This window comes from Corynebacterium sp. HMSC069E04, from assembly GCF_001813175.1.
Lineage (GTDB): Bacteria > Actinomycetota > Actinomycetes > Mycobacteriales > Mycobacteriaceae > Corynebacterium > Corynebacterium aurimucosum.
Map to the genome: position 1 here is coordinate 1 of NZ_KV811696.1, position 20,878 is coordinate 20,878.

General features: G+C 60.5%; 20 protein-coding genes. 3 read left to right on the forward strand and 17 right to left on the reverse strand.

Annotated elements, in window-relative coordinates; genetic code table 11:
• Positions 1–69: 69 nt before the first annotated feature.
• The 5 genes from map to dxr form a co-directional block, all read right to left on the reverse strand.
• On the reverse strand, positions 70–939 hold the full coding sequence (gene map, locus HMPREF2896_RS09990; protein WP_070527034.1) for a type I methionyl aminopeptidase: 870 nt from the start codon (positions 937–939) through the stop codon (positions 70–72).
• Positions 940–1,008: 69 nt separating this feature from the next.
• On the reverse strand, positions 1,009–2,859 hold the full coding sequence (locus HMPREF2896_RS09995; protein ID WP_070719412.1) for a penicillin-binding transpeptidase domain-containing protein: 1,851 nt from the start codon (positions 2,857–2,859) through the stop codon (positions 1,009–1,011).
• Between the two features lie 57 nt (positions 2,860–2,916).
• The gene (gene ispG / locus HMPREF2896_RS10000) at positions 2,917–4,080 is read right to left on the reverse strand and encodes a flavodoxin-dependent (E)-4-hydroxy-3-methylbut-2-enyl-diphosphate synthase (RefSeq protein WP_070445607.1); all 1,164 of its coding nucleotides are present in this window, start codon (positions 4,078–4,080) and stop codon (positions 2,917–2,919) included.
• A gap of 77 nt (positions 4,081–4,157) precedes the next feature.
• The gene (locus tag HMPREF2896_RS10005) at positions 4,158–5,366 is read right to left on the reverse strand and encodes a M50 family metallopeptidase (protein ID WP_070719415.1); all 1,209 of its coding nucleotides are present in this window, start codon (positions 5,364–5,366) and stop codon (positions 4,158–4,160) included.
• Between the two features lie 15 nt (positions 5,367–5,381).
• Entirely contained in the window at positions 5,382–6,548 is a 1,167-nt protein-coding gene (dxr, locus tag HMPREF2896_RS10010) for a 1-deoxy-D-xylulose-5-phosphate reductoisomerase (protein WP_070719417.1), read from the reverse strand.
• Positions 6,549–6,740: 192 nt separating this feature from the next.
• Between dxr and HMPREF2896_RS10015 the strand changes: the two genes are divergently transcribed.
• Positions 6,741–7,190, forward strand: coding sequence for a DUF2631 domain-containing protein (locus tag HMPREF2896_RS10015; RefSeq protein ID WP_070520063.1), 450 nt, complete (start codon positions 6,741–6,743; stop codon positions 7,188–7,190).
• 66 nt (positions 7,191–7,256) lie between these two features.
• On the opposite strand, the gene HMPREF2896_RS10020 is transcribed toward HMPREF2896_RS10015, so the two are convergent.
• The 3 genes from HMPREF2896_RS10020 to rlmN all read right to left on the reverse strand — a co-directional run bounded on the left by HMPREF2896_RS10020 (position 7,257) and on the right by rlmN (position 10,842).
• The gene (locus HMPREF2896_RS10020; protein ID WP_246824020.1) at positions 7,257–8,846 is read right to left on the reverse strand and encodes an ABC transporter permease; all 1,590 of its coding nucleotides are present in this window, start codon (positions 8,844–8,846) and stop codon (positions 7,257–7,259) included.
• Entirely contained in the window at positions 8,843–9,664 is an 822-nt protein-coding gene (locus tag HMPREF2896_RS10025; RefSeq protein ID WP_070711415.1) for an ABC transporter ATP-binding protein, read from the reverse strand. The genes HMPREF2896_RS10020 and HMPREF2896_RS10025 overlap by 4 nt, the downstream gene beginning before the upstream one ends.
• Before the next feature lie 71 nt (positions 9,665–9,735).
• Positions 9,736–10,842 carry a dual-specificity RNA methyltransferase RlmN gene (gene rlmN, locus HMPREF2896_RS10030; protein WP_070711516.1) on the reverse strand — a complete coding sequence of 369 codons (1,107 nt, stop codon included), beginning with the start codon at positions 10,840–10,842 and terminating at the stop codon, positions 9,736–9,738.
• A 93-nt stretch (positions 10,843–10,935) separates the two neighbouring features.
• On the opposite strand from rlmN, the gene HMPREF2896_RS10035 reads away from it, so the two are divergent.
• The gene (locus tag HMPREF2896_RS10035) at positions 10,936–11,340 is read left to right on the forward strand and encodes a LapA family protein (protein ID WP_070445571.1); all 405 of its coding nucleotides are present in this window, start codon (positions 10,936–10,938) and stop codon (positions 11,338–11,340) included.
• A 3-nt stretch (positions 11,341–11,343) separates the two neighbouring features.
• Here HMPREF2896_RS10035 and HMPREF2896_RS10040 read toward each other — a convergent pair whose 3' ends face one another.
• The 5 genes from HMPREF2896_RS10040 to rpsB all read right to left on the reverse strand — a co-directional run bounded on the left by HMPREF2896_RS10040 (position 11,344) and on the right by rpsB (position 15,827).
• Entirely contained in the window at positions 11,344–12,198 is an 855-nt protein-coding gene (locus tag HMPREF2896_RS10040; protein ID WP_174878629.1) for a phosphatidate cytidylyltransferase, read from the reverse strand.
• A gap of 131 nt (positions 12,199–12,329) precedes the next feature.
• Positions 12,330–12,887, reverse strand: a complete 558-nt coding sequence (gene frr / locus HMPREF2896_RS10045; RefSeq protein WP_010190379.1) for a ribosome recycling factor — start codon at positions 12,885–12,887, stop codon at positions 12,330–12,332.
• A 70-nt stretch (positions 12,888–12,957) separates the two neighbouring features.
• The gene (gene pyrH / locus HMPREF2896_RS10050; protein WP_010190380.1) at positions 12,958–13,695 is read right to left on the reverse strand and encodes a UMP kinase; all 738 of its coding nucleotides are present in this window, start codon (positions 13,693–13,695) and stop codon (positions 12,958–12,960) included.
• Positions 13,696–13,938: 243 nt separating this feature from the next.
• On the reverse strand, positions 13,939–14,751 hold the full coding sequence (tsf, locus tag HMPREF2896_RS10055) for a translation elongation factor Ts (protein ID WP_070643830.1): 813 nt from the start codon (positions 14,749–14,751) through the stop codon (positions 13,939–13,941).
• A gap of 248 nt (positions 14,752–14,999) precedes the next feature.
• Positions 15,000–15,827: a 30S ribosomal protein S2 gene (rpsB, locus tag HMPREF2896_RS10060; protein ID WP_010190382.1), complete on the reverse strand. Its 828-nt coding sequence runs from the start codon at positions 15,825–15,827 to the stop codon at positions 15,000–15,002.
• Between the two features lie 394 nt (positions 15,828–16,221).
• Here rpsB and HMPREF2896_RS10065 point away from each other — a divergent pair, with 394 nt between their 5' ends.
• Positions 16,222–16,728: a M23 family metallopeptidase gene (locus HMPREF2896_RS10065; protein ID WP_070445564.1), complete on the forward strand. Its 507-nt coding sequence runs from the start codon at positions 16,222–16,224 to the stop codon at positions 16,726–16,728.
• Here HMPREF2896_RS10065 and HMPREF2896_RS10070 read toward each other — a convergent pair.
• From HMPREF2896_RS10070 to HMPREF2896_RS10085, 4 genes are read right to left on the reverse strand one after another with little or no spacing between them, the layout of a single operon-like run.
• Positions 16,691–17,602 (reverse strand): tyrosine recombinase XerC, encoded by a 912-nt coding sequence (locus tag HMPREF2896_RS10070; protein WP_070445561.1) that lies wholly within the window; start codon positions 17,600–17,602, stop codon positions 16,691–16,693. The genes HMPREF2896_RS10065 and HMPREF2896_RS10070 overlap by 38 nt on opposite strands.
• Before the next feature lie 15 nt (positions 17,603–17,617).
• Complete coding sequence (gene dprA / locus HMPREF2896_RS10075; RefSeq protein WP_070719418.1) at positions 17,618–18,796, reverse strand: DNA-processing protein DprA; 1,179 nt, start codon at positions 18,794–18,796, stop codon at positions 17,618–17,620.
• Entirely contained in the window at positions 18,793–20,316 is a 1,524-nt protein-coding gene (locus HMPREF2896_RS10080; RefSeq protein ID WP_070719421.1) for a YifB family Mg chelatase-like AAA ATPase, read from the reverse strand. The genes dprA and HMPREF2896_RS10080 overlap by 4 nt, the downstream gene beginning before the upstream one ends.
• Positions 20,303–20,740: a YraN family protein gene (locus HMPREF2896_RS10085; RefSeq protein ID WP_070711420.1), complete on the reverse strand. Its 438-nt coding sequence runs from the start codon at positions 20,738–20,740 to the stop codon at positions 20,303–20,305. Before HMPREF2896_RS10085 ends, HMPREF2896_RS10080 begins: the two co-directional genes overlap by 14 nt.
• Positions 20,741–20,878 lie beyond the last annotated feature (138 nt).

Consider the following 20,878-nt stretch of genomic DNA (forward strand, 5'->3'; position numbering starts at 1 on the left):
CCCGCTACGCACCCCGAAACCGGAAGAGCCTGTTTAGGCGCCTAGCGCTTAAACGCCTGCGCTTAAACGCTAGGCCTCATCCGGCAGGGTGAGGATCTCGTTGCCGTCATCGGTGATCACGATGGTGTGCTCGAACTGAGCGGTGAACTTTCCATCCGTGTTCTGGACGGTCCAGCCGTTATCCCAAATCTCATAATCCAGCGAGCCCAGGTTAATCATCGGCTCGATGGTCAAGGTCATTCCAGGCTCGAGGATGTCTCGGTAGGTCATGGAATCGTAGTGCAGCACAACCAACCCGTTATGGAAGGTAGGGCCTACGCCGTGCCCGGTAAAGTCAGTGACCACGTTGTAGCCAAAGCGGTGAGCATAAGACTCGATGACGCGTCCGATGACATTAATCTCACGGCCCGGCTTAGCGGCCTTAATGCCGCGCATCATCGCCTCCTTGGTGCGCTCTACCAGCAGCTTGTGTTCCTCGGTGACGTTGCCAGCAAGGAAAGTAGCGTTGGTATCGCCGTGGACACCATTCTTGAACGCAGTGACATCGATATTAACAATGTCACCGTCCTCAATCACCGTGGTATCCGGGATGCCATGGCAGACAATCTCATTGAGGGAAACACAGCAGGATTTCGGGAAACCCAGGTATCCCAGCGTCGACGGATATGCGCCGTGGTCACACATGTACTCGTGCGCAACGCGGTCAATCTCATCCGTAGTCACACCGGGAGCCACAGCCTTTCCCGCCTCCTGAAGGGCGTTGGCGGCAATCCGGGAGGCTTCACGCATGGCCTCAATAACCTCCGGGGTCTGCACGAATGGCTCGCCCTGAGCTTCCTGAACCGTGTCCTTCCACACGTACTCGGGGCGCTCAATATCCTTCGGTACCTTGCGGATTGGGGTATCTTTTTCTTGTTTCAGCATCGCGCGCTTAGTCATAACTACTCATGGTAGCCCTCTTCCCCAGCGCCCGACAAAGGACATCACTGGCGCGCTAATGAGCGCACGCTACTGCTCTTGTGCGGGCGCAACCTCGCCGTGTCCTTCCGCGCGGAGGGCGTCGAGGCGCTGCAGGAAATTGTCCGTGATGTTGACGGAAATCGTCGATCCACCGCCCAGAACAACCAGAGTTGCGAAAGCGATATCGTCATCGCGGTAGCCGGTAAACCAGGCGTGCGAGCCGCCGTTGATTTCCGCCTCACCGGTCTTGCCGTAGACGGTCCCCTGGGCCTGCATTCCTGCGGCGGTACCGCTCGCCACTACTTGGCGCATCATGTCACGCACGTGAGCCAGGGTTTCCTCGCTGGGCGCGGAGACCTCCTCGGAAACCTTGGTTTCGCGTGACTCGATGAGCGTTGGCGTCGGGGTCTTGCCTGCCGCAACTGTCGAAGAGACAAGGGCCATGCCAAAGGGAGACACAAGGTCCAGGCCCTGACCATAGCCAGCTTCCGTGCGCTCCAGAGGAGTCTCGCCCTCGGGGACGGAGCCGGTGAGCGTCGAGAGCCCCGGCACCTCATAGTCGATGCCCAAGCCATATTGCTTGCCCACATCGCGCAGCTCTCCCTTCGGCAGGTCCGTCGAGATCTGCGCGAAGGTGGTGTTACAAGATTGCGCGAAAGCTTGGCGCAGCGGCACAGAGCCGAGTGAGAAGCCATTGTAGTTGGTCACGGTGCGCCCGTACAGGTCCATGGTTCCGGGGCACGGCACGATGGAGTCTGGGGACAGGCCTTGCTTGTCGACGCCCGCCGAAGCCGTAATGATCTTAAACACCGATCCGGGAGGGAACTGTCCTTGGAGGGCAATATCGCCCTTCTTATCCGCTTCTGGAGTTTGGGCCACAGCAAGTATCTCGCCCGTCGAGGGGCGCATGGCCACGATCATGGCCTCGTACTCGGGGCGCAGATTGACCGCTTCCTGAGCGGCACGCTGGACGTCATAGTCCAGCGAAACTTTGACGGAAGGGGCTGCCTCGGGTTCGTGATACTCGACGTCGGAAAGCGCGGCGCCGTGCTCGTTGACTACCGAGACGGACCAACCATTAGTCCCGTCGACTTCCTCAGAAACCATCGCCCGCACGCGGGCGAGGATATCCGGGGCCAATCCAGAATCGCGCGTGATAAGCGCGGGCTCCTCGTTGAAGCGAATCCCCTTCTGGTTCTCCAGGACTGGGCGCAGCCGCGCTGCCTGAGCCTCATTGAGCATGGTGACCGAATAAGCGCCATCGACTTCTTCGAGATTCTTGGCGAGCTCTCCGGAATCAATGTCGGGGAAGGAATCATCCTCCCGGTGCGCCTGGCTCAGCGCGCCGGATACTTTCGCGGCGACGGGGCGGGGATCGTCGACCGCGTCAGTGTCGACGACGAGGCGGTATTGCAAGCCCGGCGACATGAGTTCCACCCCATCGGAGGAGACCACGCCGGCGCGTTTCGGCGCTATTGAGCGCAATTCGAGGTGTTGGTGCGCACCGAGATCAGGATGGATAATGCTGGGCTGCCAGCGAACCGTCCAGTCTTTCTCCTTGCGGGTCAAGGCCATCGAGGTGTCATAGCGCAAGGAACGATTGCGCGGCAGGATCCACGTCACCGAATAGTGCGCGGTGGCTTGGGCCTCTTGCTGATCAACCCCGGTCAATTCAACGTCGAGCCCCTCTGCTTGCAGGCCCGCGAAGGTTGCGTCAAGAGTGTTCGTGGCGGTCGTGCCATCATCGACAAGCTGCGCCAAGTCCTTGTTATTGCGGGTTTCCATGTCTTCCAGGAATTGCTCAGCAACTGGGCGCGCGGACACCGGCTTGGGGGTACATCCCACCAAGGACGACGCCGCGATGCCTGCCGCACCGAGCAGCGCCACGAACTTCTTCATGATTGGGCAGCGTAGCAGCCAAGGGCGGCCCGACGGCCGCCCCACACCGCAGGTGGACTACTTGGTAACGCGAACCTCAGCCTTGGCGCCTTCCACGGCTTCCAAGCCCTGCTCTTCTGCCAGACGCATTGCCTCTTCGATGAGCGTTTCCACAATCTTGGATTCAGGAACGGTCTTGATGACCTCACCCTTAACGAAGATCTGGCCCTTGCCGTTACCGGAAGCTACGCCAAGGTCAGCGTCGCGGGCCTCGCCCGGACCGTTCACCACGCAGCCCATGACGGCCACGCGCAGCGGGAACTCCATACCGTCGAGGCCCTCGGTGACCTCGTTAGCCAGCTTGTAGACGTCCACCTGTGCGCGACCACAGGACGGGCAGGAGACAATCTCCAGCTTACGCGGGCGCAAGTTGAGGGACTGCAGAATCTGGTCGCCAACCTTGATCTCCTCGACCGGATCCGCGGACAAGGACACGCGGATGGTGTCACCGATGCCTTCGGCAAGCAAGGCACCGAAAGCGACCGAAGACTTGATGGTGCCCTGGAATGCGGGGCCGGCCTCGGTAACACCGAGGTGCAGCGGGTAGTCACACTGAGCGGCGAGCTGGCGGTAGGCCTCCACCATGACGACCGGGTCATTGTGCTTCACGGAAATGGCGATATCGCCATAACCGTGCTCCTCAAAGAGGCCAGCCTCCCACAGCGCGGATTCAACAAGAGCCTCCGGGGTGGCCTTGCCGTACTTCTCCATGATGCGCTTGTCCAGGGAGCCTGCGTTAACGCCAATGCGAATCGGAATACCAGCATCGCCGGCTGCCTTTGCTACCTCCTTGACGCGGCCATCAAATTCCTTGATGTTGCCCGGGTTGACCCGGACAGCGGCACAGCCGGCATCGATGGCGGCGAAGATGTACTTGGGCTGGAAGTGAATATCGGCAATCACTGGGATCGGAGACTTCTGCGCAATTGCCGGCAAAGCCTCCGCATCCACCGTCTTCGGACAAGCCACGCGAACGATATCGCAGCCACTGGCGGTCAGCTGAGCAATCTGCTGAAGGGTGGCGTTGACGTCATGCGTCTTCGTCGTGGTCATCGACTGCACGGAGATGGGGTGGTCAGAGCCCACACCAACCTGGCCAACCATGAGCTGACGCGTCTTGCGGCGCGGCGCCAAGGTGGGAGGTGGGCCGTCGGGAATACCAAGACCAATAGGGGTCGACATGTGTGCTCCTTGCTAATTGGGTTTTAACGCCCCTACTCTAGCACCGCGCACGACAGCGGGAGCAGGCAGCTAGATCACTAGCCAAACAGCCGAATTGGGTTGACTACGTCCGCAATCATGATGAGCGCGCCCACCGCCATGAGGAGGAAAGCCAGCACATAGGTCACCGGCATGAGCTTGGTATAGTCTGCCGGCCCCTTCGGCTCCTTACCCATGACGCGGCGCAGGGCGTCGCGGATCTTCTCATAAATGATGACGGCGATATGGCCGCCATCGAACGGCGGGAGTGGGATGAGGTTGAACAGCGCGAGGAAGAAATTGAGGGTGGCCAGCATCATAAAGAAGGAGGACCACAGGCTTCGCTCGACCAACTCGCCGCCCACGCGGGAGGCACCCACCACAGACATGGGCCCGTTGACATCACGCTCCTGCCCGAAGATAGAAGCCACCACACCCGGAATCTTTGCCGGGAATTGGGCGATGCCCTGGACGGTGGCGTTCAAGGCATCTCCCGAATAGCGAGCGGTGGCCGGGATAGCGTCGACAAAGGAGTAGGTCTCCCTGATATCGATAATCTGGTTGGTCATGCCGATGGCGCCGACCTTCACCAGCTGCCCCTCCGCGTTGAGCCGGGTCACTGTTGCAAGCGTGATATCGAAATCACGCGGTGCACCATCCCGCTCGACCGTAAGGGTGACGGTGTCACCGGGGTAGTTCATGACGGTATCGCGAAGCTGCGCGAAGGAGTCCATAGTTTCGCTGTTGAGCGCGACAACGATATCCCCTGGTTCCACACCCGCTTCGCCGGCTGGGCCCAGCCCCTGGCAGGGTTCTAATTCGCCCTCGGCATTCTGATTCGCGGCACAGGACACCTCCCCTACGCGCGGGCGAACATCCGCGTCTGGGTTGGGTAAGCCCGTGGTCATTGCGATCATCAACAGGATAATGAATCCCAACAGCAGGTTGACTGTGATACCACCGGCCAGCACGATGATGCGCTGCCACGCCGGCTTCTTGCACATGGCATAGGGCGCTTCTTCCTCCGTGAGGAATTCATCCTGCGCCGTCATGCCCGCGATATCGCAAAAGCCACCTACCGGAAAAGCTGCAAGGCCATACTCGGTGTGGCCACGCCTAAAAGATGCGACGCGCGGCCCAAAGCCAATAAAGTAGCGTCGCACCCGCATACCGAAAGCGCGGGCAGTAAACATGTGGCCTGCCTCGTGTAAGGCAACGGTGATGCCGATCCCCACAGCGAAGAGGATAATACCGAGGACATGTGCCATAAACTACGGGGCTTTCTAACGAGCGAGCGAATCCACCATCGCATTAGCGCGACGGCGGGCCTCACCTTCCACGGCGAGGACATCATCGACGCTAGAGGGTACACCAGCAAACTCTGAGGCCTGCCCCACGACGTGGCTAACCACGTCCACAATTTCCGGGAAGTGAATACGGCCCGCCAGGAAAGCAGCTGCTGCCTCCTCGTTCGCGGCGTTATATACGGCAGCGTGGGTGCCTCCGGCAGCGGCCACCTCACGGGCAAGGCGGACGGCCGGGAAGGCTTCGTCATCGAGCGGCTCGAAGCGCCACTCATGCGCGGTGGAAAAGTCCAGCGCCGGCTGCGCGCCTGGCACGCGGTGCGGCCAGTCCAGTGCCAAGGAGATCGGGAGCTTCATCGACGGCGGGGAGCATTGTGCAATCGTGCAGCCATCGGTGAAGGTGGCCATGGAATGCACGATGGATTGGGGGTGAACGGTGACGTCGATAAGGTCCGGGTGGACGTCGAAAAGCAGCGTCGCCTCAATGAGCTCTAGACCCTTGTTGATTAGCGTGGCGGAGTTCAGAGTGTTCATTTGTCCCATCGACCACGTCGGGTGCTGTGCTGCCTGCTGCGGCGTGACATCCCACATCTCCTCGCGGGTCCACCCGCGGAAAGGACCACCGGAGGCGGTGAGTACGAGGCGCTCAAGCTCCACGCCGCTGCCTGCGCGCAGGCACTGCGCCATGGCGGAATGCTCGGAATCCACCGGGATGATCTGGCCCTCCCCCGCCAAGCGGGTCACGATGGAACCACCGGCAACGAGGGATTCTTTGTTCGCCAACGCCAATAGTTCGCCCTTCTCCAAGGTGGCGATGGTGGAGGCCAAGCCCATGGAGCCCACAAGCGCGTTGAGGACCTTATCGGCGTCCACCGCCTTGACCAGCTCCTCGGCAGAGTCTGGACCCGAGAGCACGGTGCCACCGAGGGCGTCGGAAACGGTGCGTGCCGCATCGGGCTTGGCGACGGCCACGTGGTCAAACGAAAGGTTGAGGGCACGTGCCTGCTCGATGACGAGCTGTGGGTTAGAACCGCCGGCGGCGATACCCACGACTGTGAACTTATCTGGGTTATCCGCGATAACGTCCAGAGCCTGGGTGCCAATCGAGCCAGTAGAGCCGAGAATAAGAATGCGTTGGGTATTCACCCTGTCAACCCTAGCCGGTCAACCCAAGCAAGAGTCGTGAGCGCTGCACTAGCGATAGTCGGGGGTGTTTAATCGCGGTTATCGGCAGGATCATTTAAACTACTACACAGAATAACTGGCATTTTTCGTGCGCTCGCTCGAATCAATTAGTTCTAAGCAGGGTGAGCTGCATGTACACGCAAAGGAGAGCAAGTGTCTTCCCACAAGCCGGCATCGCAGGTTTTCGACGGCGTATCCACCGATGACGTCCCGTCCGCAGGTTTTGGCTGGTCCCGCATCAGCCGCTCGGGCGTACAGATCGCTGGTTGGACGTCCGTCGTGTTCCTGCTTGCTTATAACTTTGGTAACCACAAGGGCCACGTGGAGACGATTTGGCTCTTCGCCCTGGCAATCCTGATTGCCCTTGGTTTGGTCATTTACGCTCTGCAGCCAAAGCTCTCCCAGGTACGCACCCTGACCGCCCGTAACAAGCCGGTAGGCCACGAGGAGCCGGACTGGGCATATGAGCAGAAGACTGTTCACAACGTCTACGCCTCCCTGACCGATGATGAGCTGCGCGCCCTCAACATTGAGCCCTCCCGCGTTGCTCACCTCCGCGGTGTTTCCGAAGGCCGCCACGCTGCCAAGCCGGTGACCAACTAAAGCTTCTTCGCTTTAACCAAAGCTCCCTCTCTACTGCGGTAGAGAGGGAGCTTTGCTTTTGCATGGCTAGGTCACGTAACGGTTGACCACGGCGTAGATTTCTGGAGTTCTCTCCTGTGCTCTCTTTCCTGCAAAGCGCCAGACACCGGCGTAGACAAGAGCCGGAACCAGCAGCGAAACTAACATTGCGACAAACAACAGCGACCCGCCACGCTCGTAAGCGAGGACAGAGATCACAATGCCGGGAAGCGCGGGCACCCACACCAACAGCATGCCGACAAACGCAGTGAGAAAAGCACCAGCAGAATAGCCAGACTTATCGTTCCACCGGTTCTGCCCAGGAGCGGACAAGGGATAAGGGTTCAGCACGGTCAGGCCCAAGCCCACCGCCGCCGTAGAGATAAACACGCCTACGGCCACAGCTGTGCACAACAAGCCCAAGGTGAAGTTGTCACTAAAGACAAGAACCACTACGGCAAGCAGAACGAACCCAAGAAAAGGAATAGTCACGTGTGCGAGGTGGCGCGCATGAAGGATGGTGCGTGGGGCAACCGGCGCCACCATGTGGACCCAATTCGATGGCCCATCGAAGCCATAATCATTAGCCAAGAGCGAAGAGAGCACGATGGCGCTGAAACAGAGCATAAAATAGGCGGTGAAATCATCGCCCCGCCACAACTGATAGAGCGTCAGCACACCAAACAGAGGCATCATATACAGCATGCCCGTTTGCCGCTTATCACGGGTGAGATAACGCAACGCGCGGGTATATTCCATCGCCGCAGGGCTGGAATAAGACCACGCGCCCAGCTCCAACTTGGACACGCCCTTTCCTGTCACCTCGCTGGCTACGTCACCACCCGCTCCCGGATTGCGCATGAGGCTGGATATCTGGCGCGACCACACCCAGCCCAGCAGGCCAAGGCTGGCCGCCGCGATCAGTAGTTGGGCTAGGGCGGTGATGAGGTGGCCGTCGGCAAGCGCGAGCGCCCACCCCACCCCAGCACCAAACGGTGTCCAGGCGCTGATCGCGCCCACGGTGTGAAGCGGCGGCAAGGACTCCAGAACGCTCTGTGCTTGCAGCACGCCAAAGACCAGCAGGCCCATCACGACCATCGCCGCGATCTGGGTGCGGGATTTCTGGGAATCCACGATGGCAGAAGCCACTTGACCAAGGCATTCACCGAAGATGATGGTCGTCACGCACGATAAAACCATGCCCACGGCGAAGGGCGCTGCAGCCCACCCGGGCCCCGTCAGGATGAGGAAAATGCTGCCGATGATCGCATACACCAGGGAAAAGACGACCGACATGATGGCACGGGTGGTCAGCAGGCCGGCAAAGAACAAGCCCGGAAGGACCTCGCGGGGAGTCAACGGAAGTGCGCCCAGAGTTGTCGGACTCAATTGGTTCTCCCCCGCCGGCATGAAGAGAGCGAGGAGTATGTAGATGAGCATGCCGCCCGCCACGCCGACGGTCAGTGCTTGGTAGCCGTGTCCGGGCGTGGTGATATCGGCATATGCCATAGCTGCGATGGAAAGGAGACCGATTGCTCCGTAGATCAGCATCATGAGCCCCATCATGAGCGTCGCCGGATTGGAGGAAACGCTTCGCCACCACAGAGTGCGATGAAGGCTGAACAGAGTGGATGTCATTCGCGCTCACCTGCCGCTGGCGAGCGCAGCCACCCAAACTTCGAGGCATCCAGATCCCGTCCGCCGACGGCAGCGATAAATAGATCGCTCAGGCTTTGGCCCTGGCGGACATCGTCAACGTGTCCCGCAGTGATGACTTGGCCGCCGTTGATGATGGCGACGTGATCACACAGCCCCTCGACGAGCTCCATGACGTGTGAAGACAAAATGACTGTTCCGCCACGCGAGGCATAGGCGCGCAGCATCTGCTGGATGAGGCGTCCAGAGACCGGATCCACTGCTTCCAGCGGCTCATCCAAGATGAGCACCTCTGGGTTGTGCAGGACGGCTCCTGCTAAGAGGATCTTCTTGGTCATGCCGGCGGAATAATCCGCGATGCGCTTATCGGCGGCATCGGAGAGGGAGAGGGCGTCGAGAAGCTCCTGCGCACGGCGCAGCGACTCGGTGCGCTCCAGTTTGTGCAAAGCACCGAGGTAGTGCAAATACTCCGCGCCCGTGAGGCGATCAAAGACCGGTGCCCCATCCATGAGCAAGCCCATGGCCTGCTTGGCGGGAATGGGCTCCTCCCACACATTGTGACCAGCGATGAAACTCTGGCCCGAATCGGGGCGCTGGAGACCACAGGCCATGGTCAGCATCGTGGTCTTGCCCGCACCGTTGGGCCCCACTATCCCGTAGATGGATCCGCGTGGAACATCCAGGTTGAGGCTATTGACAGCGATCTGAGAACCAAAGGACTTGCACAGATCGCGCACAGCCAGAGCTTGGCTGCGCGGATCAGCGGCTAAGTCCTCACGATAAGAATGAGTCATAAGCATTAACGGTATCAAGAACCATTAATGCTTTGTTCTCCGGCAAAACTATCGTTAGGAAACTGTAAGCAGAGCCCTTAAGCGGTCTCGCGCTCATCAGCGGCGAGCTGGCCACAAGCCGCAGCGATTTCATCACCCTTGGTATCACGCACGGTGCAGGGCACGCCCTGCGCGATGACGCGGCGAACGAACTCGTCCTGGCGCGCCTTCGGGGCAGCGTCCCACTCCGAGCCCGGTGTGGGGTTGAGCGGAATGACGTTGACGTGGACCTTAGAGCCCAGTGCCGCATGCAGCTTCCTGCCCAACATGTCGGCGCGGAAATCCTGATCGTTCTTATCGCGGATCAACGCATACTCAATGGACACGCGGCGGCCCGACTTATCGGCGTAGTACTTAGCGGCATCGAGCACTTCTTCAACCGGCCAGCGGTTGTTAACCGGCACGAGGGTATCGCGCAGCTCGTCGTCCGGGGTGTGCAGGGAGACTGCGAGGGTGCAGGATAACTCCTCATCCGCGAGCTTACGGATGGCCGGTGCTAAGCCGACCGTGGACACCGTGACATTGCGCTGGGAAAGGCCGAAACCGGTGAGGTCAGAGCCGGTTATCTGGCGCACTGCATGAACCACGCGCTTGTAGTTAGCCAGCGGTTCTCCCATGCCCATGAAAACAACGTTGCTCAAGCGACCGCCTTCCTCTTCCATGAGGCGAGCGGCGTGCCTAAACTGCTCCACGATTTCCGCGGTGGACAGGTTGCGGTCCAACCCGCCCTGGCCGGTGGCGCAGAACGGGCAGGCCATGCCGCAGCCAGCCTGGGAGGAGATACACAAGGTGGCGCGACCTGGGTAGCGCATGAGCACGGACTCCAACAGGGTGCCGTCGTGCAAGCGCCATAGGGACTTGGTGGTTTCCCCATCGTCGGTGGAGGTCTGACGAATGGGCTGCATGAGCGTAGGGAACAAACGCTCTTGGACCGCCTCGCGGGCGGCGGCCGGGATATCCGTCATCTCGGAAACATCGGCGGTGTGGTGGACGTAGTAGTGCTTGGCTAGCTGCTTTGCCCGGAACTTGGGCAGGCCAAGTTCCGCGAGCGCCTCAATGCGCTCGGCCTCGGTCAGGTCCGCGAAGTGCTTCGGGGGTAGCCCGCGGCGCGGAGCGGAGAAATTCAGTTTCAGTGGTTCAGCCATGGTAGAGCCCATTTTCCACGTTTTCGGCCACATTATCCAATCTAAACTCTGCTGGAGTGGCGAAAGTGACATCTCAACCTATTTAATAGATGCATGACGAATCCAGAAAACTCCCCTGAGGAATTCCGCACCAGCACTCCGGCCGAGGAGCCGTTGACCGATTACTCTGCGGAAGCCCCCGCCACCGAAGGCTCCGTAGAGCCGGTTCCGACCACGCCGGATTATGAGAACAAGCATGATGGCAAGGTGAAGGGCTCCTTCGCTGCCAGCACGTGGATTGCCCTGATCGTGGGCTTCCTGCTGCTCATCGTCCTCATCATCTTCATCCTGCAGAACCAACACCAGGTACCGCTGAACTTCCTTAACTGGTCCGTTCAGTTCCCGGCTGGCGTCACCTACCTCATTTGCGCTATTTCTGGCGCACTCATCATGGCCCTGGTAGGCGGCTGGCGCATGTTCGAGCTACGCCGTCAGGTGCGCAAGCAAGCTCGCCGCTAAGCCCTAAGGCGCAAGGGTGGTGAGAAAGCTCATCGCCACCCACGTCACCATCGCGGAGGGCAGCATGCCGTCCAGGCGATCCATGATGCCGCCGTGCCCCGGCAGCAGGGCAGACATATCTTTGATTCCCAGTTCGCGCTTGAACTGGGATTCCACTAAGTCACCGAGAGTGGCGCAGAAAACCAGTCCTAGTCCCATGAGCGCGCCCACCCACGGCTTGTGGTGAAGAAGGAATGCGAAAGATAGCGCACCGGTAAGGGTGCCGAAAACGACAGAGCCGGCAAATCCTTCCCATGATTTTTTGGGGCTTACAGCCGGCGCCATGGGGTGCGAGCCAAACATTACGCCGGCGATGAAACCACCGGTATCTGAGGCGACCACGCAGAGCATAAACACGACAATCGACGCCGCCCCCGAAGCAAACGGCGTTTCCACCCGTGAGAGCATCGCGGCAAACGTGCCGAACAAAGGGATCCACGTCAGCACGAAAATACCCATCGACATATCACGAAGATAGTTAATCGGCGGGCGGTGCCTGCCGTTATGGAAGAGGCGCCCAAACATGAGGGCAAGGACCGCTACCACATACACCGCAACAAGGCCTGGAGCGTTAAGGAACCACGAGACCCAGAGCATTGCTTGTCCAAGAACGATTAGTAGGGTGCGCGGGACATAGTAAGAGTGCTCCCGTAAACGGGTAAGCACCTCCCACATGCCCAAGCCCACCGCGGCGGCGACGACGAGGTACCACACAAGAGGCCCAGCCCACACCGCGAAGACGACGAGCGCGCCTAGGCCGACGCCGACGGCAATTGCCGCGGGCATATCTCGCCCCGCAGAATTCTTGGGTTTGGGCATCCGACTCGAGTGCTCAGTGCTCACGCATGCTCCTCATCTCATCGTGGGTGGTCTGGCTCTACACAGAAAAGACCGCCGTGCTGGCCGGTGCCTGGCGCGGCGGCAAATCAAAGCTCTGAAAAGTGCGGAGGCTAGACCTCCATGAGCTCCTCTTCCTTATTGGCGACGAGCTTGTCCACCTGCTCGATGTAGCCGGAGGTAATCTTTTCCATCTCCTTCTCGGCAGCGATAACCTCGTCCTCGCCGGCGTCACCATCCTTCTGCAGCTTCTTGAGCTGTTCCATCGCACGGCGGCGGATATTACGGATAGCAATCTTGCCGTCCTCGCCCTTGCTCTTGGCCATCTTGACCATGTCGCGGCGGCGTTCTTCAGTGAGCTGCGGGATGGTCACGCGCAGCACCTGTCCGTCATTGGTCGGGTTCACGCCCAGATCTGAGTTACGGATTGCGTTCTCAATCTCGTTCATCACGGACTGCTCATAAGGCTTGATAAGCAGCATGCGCGGCTCTGGGACCGAGATGGTGGCCATCTGGGTAATCGGGGTCGGCACACCGTAGTACTCAGCAACCAGGCCGTTAAACATAGCCGGGTTGGCACGGCCAGTGCGGATGGTAAGCAGCTGCTCGCGGGTGTGCTCAACCGAAGCGGTCATGTGCTCTTCAGCTTCGAGCTGGATCTCGTCGATCATGAGGGTTACAACTCCCTTGAAATAGTCAAAAGTACTGGGAAAGAATTTAGCAGGTCGCGGCCTATTTGTACTAGGACTGGACCAGCGTGCCGATCTGCTCGCCGTTGACAGCGCGCTTGATATTGCCTTCCGTAAGCAGGTTGAAGACCAAAATCGGCATATTGTTGTCCATGCACAGGCTAAATGCCGTGGCATCAGCCACCTTGAGGTTCTTCTCAATGACTTCGCGCGGGGTGATTTCGGAGTACAGCTCCGCGTCCGGGTTGGTGCGCGGGTCGGCGGAGTAGACGCCGTCGACAGCCTTGGCCAGGAAGAGGACCTCCGCACCGATCTCCAGGGCGCGCTGTGCGGCGGTGGTGTCGGTGGAGAAATACGGCATGCCCATACCGGCACCGAAGATAACTACGCGGCCCTTCTCCAGGTGGCGGTCGGCGCGCAGCGGCAGGTAAGGCTCCGCAATCTGCGCCATGTTGATGGAAGTCTGCACGCGGCAGTCAATGCCTTGCTGCTTGAGGAAGTCCTGCAGCGCCAGGGAGTTCATGACGGTGCCCAGCATGCCCATGTAGTCAGAGCGGGCGCGGTCCATGCCGCGCTGCGAAAGCTCGGCACCGCGGAAGAAGTTACCGCCACCGATAACGACGGCGATTTCAGTCCCCTGCTTCGCCACCTCGGCGATTTGGCGGGCAACATTTTCTACAACGTCAGGATCGATGCCGACCTTGCCACCGCCGAACATCTCACCACCCAGTTTGAGCATGACTCGCTTGTATCCGGTTCGCTTCGGTTCAGGGGTAGTCACGGTCTTCATCGTCTCCTTCACGCATGGCGACGCTTCAGTTAAGCGCTTGAATAATTCTGTTCCATCTTAACCATAGGAAGGCGCTGTCATATATTCAGCTGCGTGCGACCCCCACCCTCAGGGGCGGGGGCAAAACGGCGAACTCCCTCCCCCAGTTTCTCCCCACCGGGCACTCAGTCCTAGGAAGAAAGAGGAGGAGGGAGTACTCGCAGTCACCGGGCACTGTGCCCTGACTGCATGACCTCACAAAGCTTAGGCGCCAACCTCGTAGCGGATGAAGCCGGTGATGGTGGTGCCGGCCTCATCTGCGACCTGCTTGACGGTCTTCTTGGAGTCAGACAGAGCAGCCTGCTCCAGCAGAACCACGGACTTGTAGAAGCCGTTGAGGCGGCCTTCCACGATCTTCGGCAGGGCTGCCTCCGGCTTGCCCTCCTCGCGGGTGGTGGCCTCAGCGATCTCGCGCTCCTTCTCAACGATCTCAGCCGGAACGTCCTCGCGGGTCAGGTACTCAGCGTTCATGGCTGCGATCTGGAGTGCGACTGCGTGAGCGCCTTCTGCGTTGCCCTCGTAGGAAACCAGAACACCTACTGCCGGCGGCAGATCAGCGGAACGCTGGTGCAGGTACACAGCGACGTTGTCACCCTCGATGGTGACGGCGCGGCGGGCCTGCAGCTTCTCGCCGGTCTTTGCGGACTCTTCGTCGACGACCTCGGAAACCTTCTTGCCGTCGATCTCCAGGTTGTTGAGCTCCTCACCGGAGTTGACCTTGGCCTCACCGGCAGCCTCAGCGATCTTGGTAGCGAAGGACTTGAAAGCCTCGTTCTTGGCCACGAAGTCGGTCTCGCAGTTGATTTCCACCATCGTGTTGCCGGACACGGCGATCAGGCCCTCGGTAGCCTCACGCTCAGCGCGCTTGGACACGTTCTTTGCGCCCTTGATGCGCAGGTACTCAACGGCCTTGTCGTAGTCACCCTGGGACTCGTCGAGAGCCTTCTTGCAATCGAGCATGCCGGCGCCGGTGGCCTCACGCAATGCCTTTACGTCTGCAGCAGTGTAGTTCGCCATAGTTGGAGCGATCCTCCTTGGAATTAAACGGTATTCGTTGAAACAGCGTAGCCGAATCACTACCACCACGTCGCGTTGAGGGGGTGGTAGTTTTTCGCCCACTCCCCCAGCGGAGGGAAACCTCTGCGTGGTGTTTCAACCCTCTAGTGTGTCACGTGCCTTAACGAGCTAAGAAAAACACGTGAGAAAAAGCCCCCATCGCCGCGGACACTGTGGGCCGTGCGGTACGGGGGCTTAAGGTATGCAGATTACTCTGCGGACTTCTCGGCGTCCTCAGACTTCTCTGCGGAAGCCGGGTCAGACGCAGCGGCAGCCTCAGCAGCGTCGCGGGCGTCCTTCTCAGCGGTGTCGCCGGCAGCTTCCTTGGCCTGAGCAAGCTGGCGCTCCTCGCGGGCCTTCTTGCCCTCGTCCACAGCGGTGGCGATGATGCCGGAGAGCAGCTTGGTGGCGCGGATAGCGTCGTCGTTGCCCGGAATCGGGAAGTCAACCTCATCCGGATCACAGTTGGTGTCCAGGATGGCAACGACCGGGATGTTAAGCTTCTGAGCTTCCTTGACCGCGATGTGCTCCTTGTTGGTGTCAACAATCCACAGTGCGGACGGAGCCTTGGTCATATCGGAGATACCGCCCAGGACGCGCTCCAGCTTGGTGCGCTCACGGGTCAGCATCAGAACTTCCTTCTTGGTGCGGCCCTTGTAGCCGTCCTCAGCTGCATCCATAGCCTGCAGCTCCTTCATGCGCTTCAGGCGCTTGGAGACAGTCTGGAAGTTGGTGAGCATACCGCCGAGCCAGCGGTGGTTCACGTACGGCATACCAACGCGGGAAGCCTCTTCAGCAACGGCTTCCTGAGCCTGCTTCTTAGTACCAACGAAGAGGATGGTGCCGCCGTGTGCGACGGTTTCCTTGACGAACTCGAAGGCCTCATCGATGTAGGTCAGCGTCTGCTGCAGGTCGATGATGTAGATGCCGTTACGGTCGGTGAAGATGAAGCGCTTCATCTTCGGGTTCCAGCGACGGGTCTGGTGACCGAAGTGGACGCCAGCGTCGAGGAGCTCGCGCATGGTTACGACTGCCATGTTTCGCTCGCTTTCTATATATTGTTTCGGTTTTGCAAGATTGTGCGGTGTTTTATTCCGCACCCTAGCAACGAAGGCCCTGGCTAACACCCCATTATCCTGGGGACCACGTCAACCACGGACTGTCCCTTCCTTAACCCAGGAAGCGACTACTTCGCCGCGCGTAGTCAATCCATGCGGAACCCTTCCGGGCATTAAACACAGACTGCTGTGGGCTAGCTTAGTACTGCACACGCGCTGATTCCAAACGGCGCGACTGTTTAATCGCCGCCGATTTGTTGACAGCCACACGAAACTTTCCCCTGGCGCACCATGGGTTACTTCTTTAACGCATTATCCACAGGTCGACCGCACGCTCTTCCCTCGGGCCGCGCTCACGCGCAGGCTTGAGGTCATGCGTCACCGTCTACTTTGTTTATCTGCCCTGCTATGCCTCTGGGCTGCGCTTGGCGACGTCCCCCTTGCCGCCGCCTTCGTCGACCCCACCACTGGGGAACCGGTTGCTTCGCGTGTCTTGCGCGGCTTCGAACCTCCTGAGAAGCGGTGGATGGCCGGGCATCGCGGTGTGGATCTGGACCTACCCGTCGGCGGTAAGGTGCGTGCCGCTGGCGACGGCGTTGTGTATTTCGCCGGCGCCATAGCGGGCAAACCGGCCCTTTCGATTGCTCATGGCAACGGTCTGCGCACCACCTATCAACCGGTGTTTGCGCGGGTTAAGAAAGGTGACCAGGTGCAGGAAGGAGACATCATCGGAACGCTCGCGCCGTCCGTGGATGGCTATCCGGGGCTGCACTGGGGAGCGATTGAGGGCCGCGAGGACTACATCAACCCACTGGATCTCCTCGGCGAACCTGTCATTCGCCTCAAGCCCGCGGGTGGGAGCGAGCGTAGACGTCCTTAAGGCGCTGGGCGGAGACGTGAGTGTAGACCTGCGTGGTCTGCAGCGACGAGTGACCAAGCAGCTCTTGCACGATGCGCAGATCCGCTCCACCCTCGAGCAAATGCGTAGCCGCCGAGTGGCGCAAACCGTGCGGGGTTAACCCCGGTGTCCCCGTCACTTGGGCGGCGCGTTCGACGACGCGGCGGACCTGACGCGCGTCGATGCGCCCGCCGCGCGTGCCCACAAACACCGCTTCCGTATCGCCAGCAAGCTCGGGGCGCCCTGTCTTCAGCCAAGCGCAGAGCGCATCATGAGCTGCATCCCCGAAAGGGACAACGCGCTGTTTATTGCCCTTACCGGTCACGCGGGCAGTGCGGCGGGACAGGTCGATATCGCCGACGTCGAGGCCGACGAGCTCAGCCACACGCACACCGGTGGCGTAGAGAAATTCAAGCATGGCGCTATCGCGTAAGAAGTGGACCTCATCGGTGGAGACGGCATTGCCCATCAACTCCCCCGCTGCGGTGGGTGACATCACGGTGGGCAGGTGCTTGCCTACCTTGGGCGTGGCGAGGCGCTGCGCCACATCCGATTGTAAATAGCCTTCGCGCGCGGCCCACGTGGAAAAAGCGCGCACCGCGGCGGTGCGGCGCGCCAGGGTGGAGCGGGACTTGCCTTCAGCAACGGCGTGGGCCAACCATTCGCGCAGTGAGTTCAGAGTAAATGCTGCGAATTCCGGGACGTCCGTTGCCAACAGGCGCAAGTCAGAGCAATAGCCGCGGACGGTCGCTTCGGAGCGGCCGCGAACGATGCGCTGGTATTCTGCGAAATCCTCGATCGCTTCCTCCAGCTGTCCCCCCACGTGCCGCTCGCTACTGCCACTTTCACCACTCATGTCTCATGAGTGTACTCAGGTGCGCTGCCACATCGCGCCCGAGCGGGTGATCACCCCCATCTTTTGCATAGCTACGAGCAGGTGAATAGTCAACGCCACTCGCATTCCTGCGGCCGCCGCGATATCTTCTGCGCTCGCGCCTTCCTCCGCGCTTTCCGGCGGAGTGGAGTCATATACCCGAAGCTCATTGCGGGACAAACGCTGCACCGCAGTCGGCTGAAACTCCAGTTCATATTGGCCGGCCACGTCCACCTCGCCCGCCTTGCCAACCAAACCCCGTACTTCATCCGCAGAGGCCACCAACTGAGCCCGCCCATCCTGGATACGTTGATGGCAACCCAAGGACCCAGATGTGGTGATGGGTCCTGGCACTGCCATGGCAACCCTGCCCAGTGCTTCCGCCCAGTTCAACGTGTTGAGCGCACCAGAGCGGAATCCAGCTTCGACCACCACGGTACCGCTCGTCATCCCCGCCACAAGGCGGTTGCGGGATAGAAAGCGAAAACGCTGCGGCCGCGTGCCCGGCGCGAACTCTGACACGATGCATCCCTTCTCAGCGATTCTGTCAAAGAGCCTTGCATTGCGCGCTGGGTAAGAAATGTCGATGCCGCAGGCCGCTACTGCTACCGTTAGGCCTCCTGCATCCAGCGCGGCTTCGTGGACTGCTGTATCGACGCCCACCGCCCCGCCGGAAACCACAGTCCATTGGTGGGAGGCAAGGCCGCTAGCCAGAAGTGAGCCGGCTTCCCAGCCATATCGGCTCACCGCACGCGTCCCCACCAGCGCCACCGATTGGGATACCGTTTCGCGCAGGTTCCCTCCACGGACCCACAGGCTGTGAGGAGGAAACGCTTGGTCATCAAATGTTGCTGGGGCTTCCACCATTCCTTGGTGGTAGAAGCCAAAGGCTCGCGATAACTCTTCTCTCGGCCACTCCGCATCCGCGGGTGTGATCAGTCGAGCCCCCACCGCTTCCGCGGCGGCGAGGTCTTCTTCTTGCCGCAGCCAATCGCGCCGCGAAGCCGTCGCCTGCCGCAAGGGGCCGATCCATTCCTCGCCCTTGTAGATTCCCCGGGCGATCTCCTCAGCCGGGTACTGGCTCAGCAGCCCGTGGAGGGTTGGTGAGGGGCCCTCCACAACGCGGTTAAGGTAGGCCCACGTGTGCCGGGTACTCGATAGATTGAGCTCGCTCATGCTGCCAGCCTTTCGATGGTTCCGGCGCCGCGGAGATCCAACGCCCGACTGACATGGTCCAGCTCGGGGCGTGCGGAGCCGTCGAGGTCTGCCAAGGTCCATGCCAGACGCAGTACCCGATCTACTCCGCGTTGGCTCAGCTCACCTTCCGCTAGATAGGCAGCAAGCATAATCATCGCAGACTCCGCCGCCGGGCGGTGGCGCCTCAAATAGGAAGCGGACACGGCACCATTGACCACGCTCCCCAACCCGTCAGCCTCCCAGCGCGCTTTCATCCGTTCCCGGGCGGCAGCCACGCGCTGCGCTATATCCGCTGAGCTTTCCTCCCCTTCGGCATGAAGCACTGCGGATTGCCCCGATAGCGACACGATGATGTCGAGGCGGTCCCGCAGCGGCCCTGAAAGGTTCGACAGATAATTCATTCTGTCTGCCGCACGGCACTCGCAGCGCGCTGGTTCTTCGGCACCACACCGGCAGGGGTTCGCGGCTAGTACCAGTTGGAATTGTGCGGGGAAGATGACTTCTCTGCTCGCTCGCGTCAGGCGCACCTGTCCTTCTTCTAAAGGGGCGCGCAGGCTATCGAGAACCTGCGCTGGAACCTCACTGACTTCATCGAGGAAGAGCACACCATGGTGGGCTAGGCTCACCGCGCCTGGCCGCGGGCGCCCCGAGCCGCCACCGATCAGCGCGGCCCTTGTTACCGAAGCATGCGGTGCGATGAAGGGAGCGCGAGAAACGGCGGTACCAACGTCCCCGGCCACCGAGTGGATGGCTGTGGCTTCTACCGCCTGCTCCATGCTCAAGCGCGGCAGAATGCCCGGCAAGCGCGAGGCAATCATCGACTTTCCAGAGCCGGGCGGTCCCACCATCATCACGTGGTGACCGCCGGCGGCTGCGACTTCCGCCGCCCACTTGGCTTCTTTCTGGCCAGCGACTTCGCTGAAGTCTGCGACCTGTTCGCGGGCAGGCGCTGCCGCGTGTGCGATGAGATGTGCATCCGGCAGACAATCCCTCCCGCACGCCCAGGCAAAAGCATCCCACAGGGTTTCGGCCACGAGGACTGTCATTCCGGGCACCAATGCCGCCTCCGCCGCATTTCCCACAGGAATGATGAGGGTGTCATAGCCTTGCGAGCGCGCGGCCAGGATCGCCGGGATGATGCCAGAAACTGGGCGCACGTGCCCGTCCAATCCCAGCTCGCCGAGGACGAGCGCCCCGCTGAGCCGACTCTTCTCACTCTGCCCGGCCGCTAAGATTGCCAAGGCCATCGGGAGGTCAAAGTGAGCCCCGGCTTTAGGCAGCGACGCCGGTGACATGGACACCACAACCTTCGTCTTAGGCCATGGCAAATGCGAATTGCTCACCGCGGTGCGGATGCGGTCTCGCGACTCGGAGATCGCCGCATCCCCCAGGCCCACAACGTGAACTCCGGGAAGTCCGGGGCCAACGTTGGCCTCCACTGTGACCACCCGGGCCAGGACTCCATCTAGCGCTATCGTGTCGCATCTACCGAGAGCCATGATCAACTCCCTGGAAATATTCCACTTCGAAGGCTTCCCCAGAGTGTGCCCCGGTGGCCACGAGTCCAAGCACGTCAAAACGAAGCTTGCTTAATGTCTGGTTTTCACTCCGCGCAGTACTCAGCCACTGCGCGGCTGCTTTGCGCAGGCGCTTTAGCTTGCGTGGGGTTACCGCCTCCGCGACTCCAAAGTTGCGGGTAGCCCGAGTCTTAACTTCGCAAAAGACAATGGTCCCATCGCTCTCGCGCACAACGAGATCGAGCTCGCCCACGCGGTAGTGAACGTTCGCGGCGATAACCTGCGCCCCGCGTGCGCGGTAAAAGTCAGCAGCGAATTTCTCCCCTGCTTTTCCTAGTGCATCCGCGGGGCGAATGGTCTGCCCCACGGTCGGCGAATGCAGAGAGGCTGCTAGATTTCTTGTCACTATGGTGCTCCTTGGAATTGAACGTGTACACAACACGCCGTAAGCACGACACAAGAAAATCCCCGTGCCGCACACCCCTTACGGCACTTCCAGAACACCCCACACAACAGTCCGGTGGCGAGGGCTTCTTCCCTCGCC

Excerpts from the sequence above, each read along its gene's own strand:
- map (WP_070527034.1), bottom strand. The coding sequence starts at position 939 with ATGACTAAGCGCGCGATGCTGAAACAAGAAAAAGATACCCCAATCCGC.
- HMPREF2896_RS09995 (WP_070719412.1), bottom strand. The coding sequence starts at position 2,859 with ATGAAGAAGTTCGTGGCGCTGCTCGGTGCGGCAGGCATCGCGGCGTCG.
- ispG (WP_070445607.1), bottom strand. The coding sequence starts at position 4,080 with ATGTCGACCCCTATTGGTCTTGGTATTCCCGACGGCCCACCTCCCACC.
- HMPREF2896_RS10005 (WP_070719415.1), bottom strand. The coding sequence starts at position 5,366 with ATGGCACATGTCCTCGGTATTATCCTCTTCGCTGTGGGGATCGGCATC.
- HMPREF2896_RS10020 (WP_246824020.1), bottom strand. The coding sequence starts at position 8,846 with ATGACATCCACTCTGTTCAGCCTTCATCGCACTCTGTGGTGGCGAAGC.
- HMPREF2896_RS10025 (WP_070711415.1), bottom strand. The coding sequence starts at position 9,664 with ATGCTTATGACTCATTCTTATCGTGAGGACTTAGCCGCTGATCCGCGC.
- rlmN (WP_070711516.1), bottom strand. The coding sequence starts at position 10,842 with ATGGCTGAACCACTGAAACTGAATTTCTCCGCTCCGCGCCGCGGGCTA.
- HMPREF2896_RS10035 (WP_070445571.1), top strand. The coding sequence starts at position 10,936 with ATGACGAATCCAGAAAACTCCCCTGAGGAATTCCGCACCAGCACTCCG.
- HMPREF2896_RS10040 (WP_174878629.1), bottom strand. The coding sequence starts at position 12,198 with ATGCCCAAACCCAAGAATTCTGCGGGGCGAGATATGCCCGCGGCAATT.
- frr (WP_010190379.1), bottom strand. The coding sequence starts at position 12,887 with ATGATCGACGAGATCCAGCTCGAAGCTGAAGAGCACATGACCGCTTCG.
- pyrH (WP_010190380.1), bottom strand. The coding sequence starts at position 13,695 with ATGAAGACCGTGACTACCCCTGAACCGAAGCGAACCGGATACAAGCGA.
- tsf (WP_070643830.1), bottom strand. The coding sequence starts at position 14,751 with ATGGCGAACTACACTGCTGCAGACGTAAAGGCATTGCGTGAGGCCACC.
- rpsB (WP_010190382.1), bottom strand. The coding sequence starts at position 15,827 with ATGGCAGTCGTAACCATGCGCGAGCTCCTCGACGCTGGCGTCCACTTC.
- HMPREF2896_RS10065 (WP_070445564.1), top strand. The coding sequence starts at position 16,222 with ATGCGTCACCGTCTACTTTGTTTATCTGCCCTGCTATGCCTCTGGGCT.
- HMPREF2896_RS10070 (WP_070445561.1), bottom strand. The coding sequence starts at position 17,602 with ATGAGTGGTGAAAGTGGCAGTAGCGAGCGGCACGTGGGGGGACAGCTG.
- dprA (WP_070719418.1), bottom strand. The coding sequence starts at position 18,796 with ATGAGCGAGCTCAATCTATCGAGTACCCGGCACACGTGGGCCTACCTT.
- HMPREF2896_RS10080 (WP_070719421.1), bottom strand. The coding sequence starts at position 20,316 with ATGGCTCTCGGTAGATGCGACACGATAGCGCTAGATGGAGTCCTGGCC.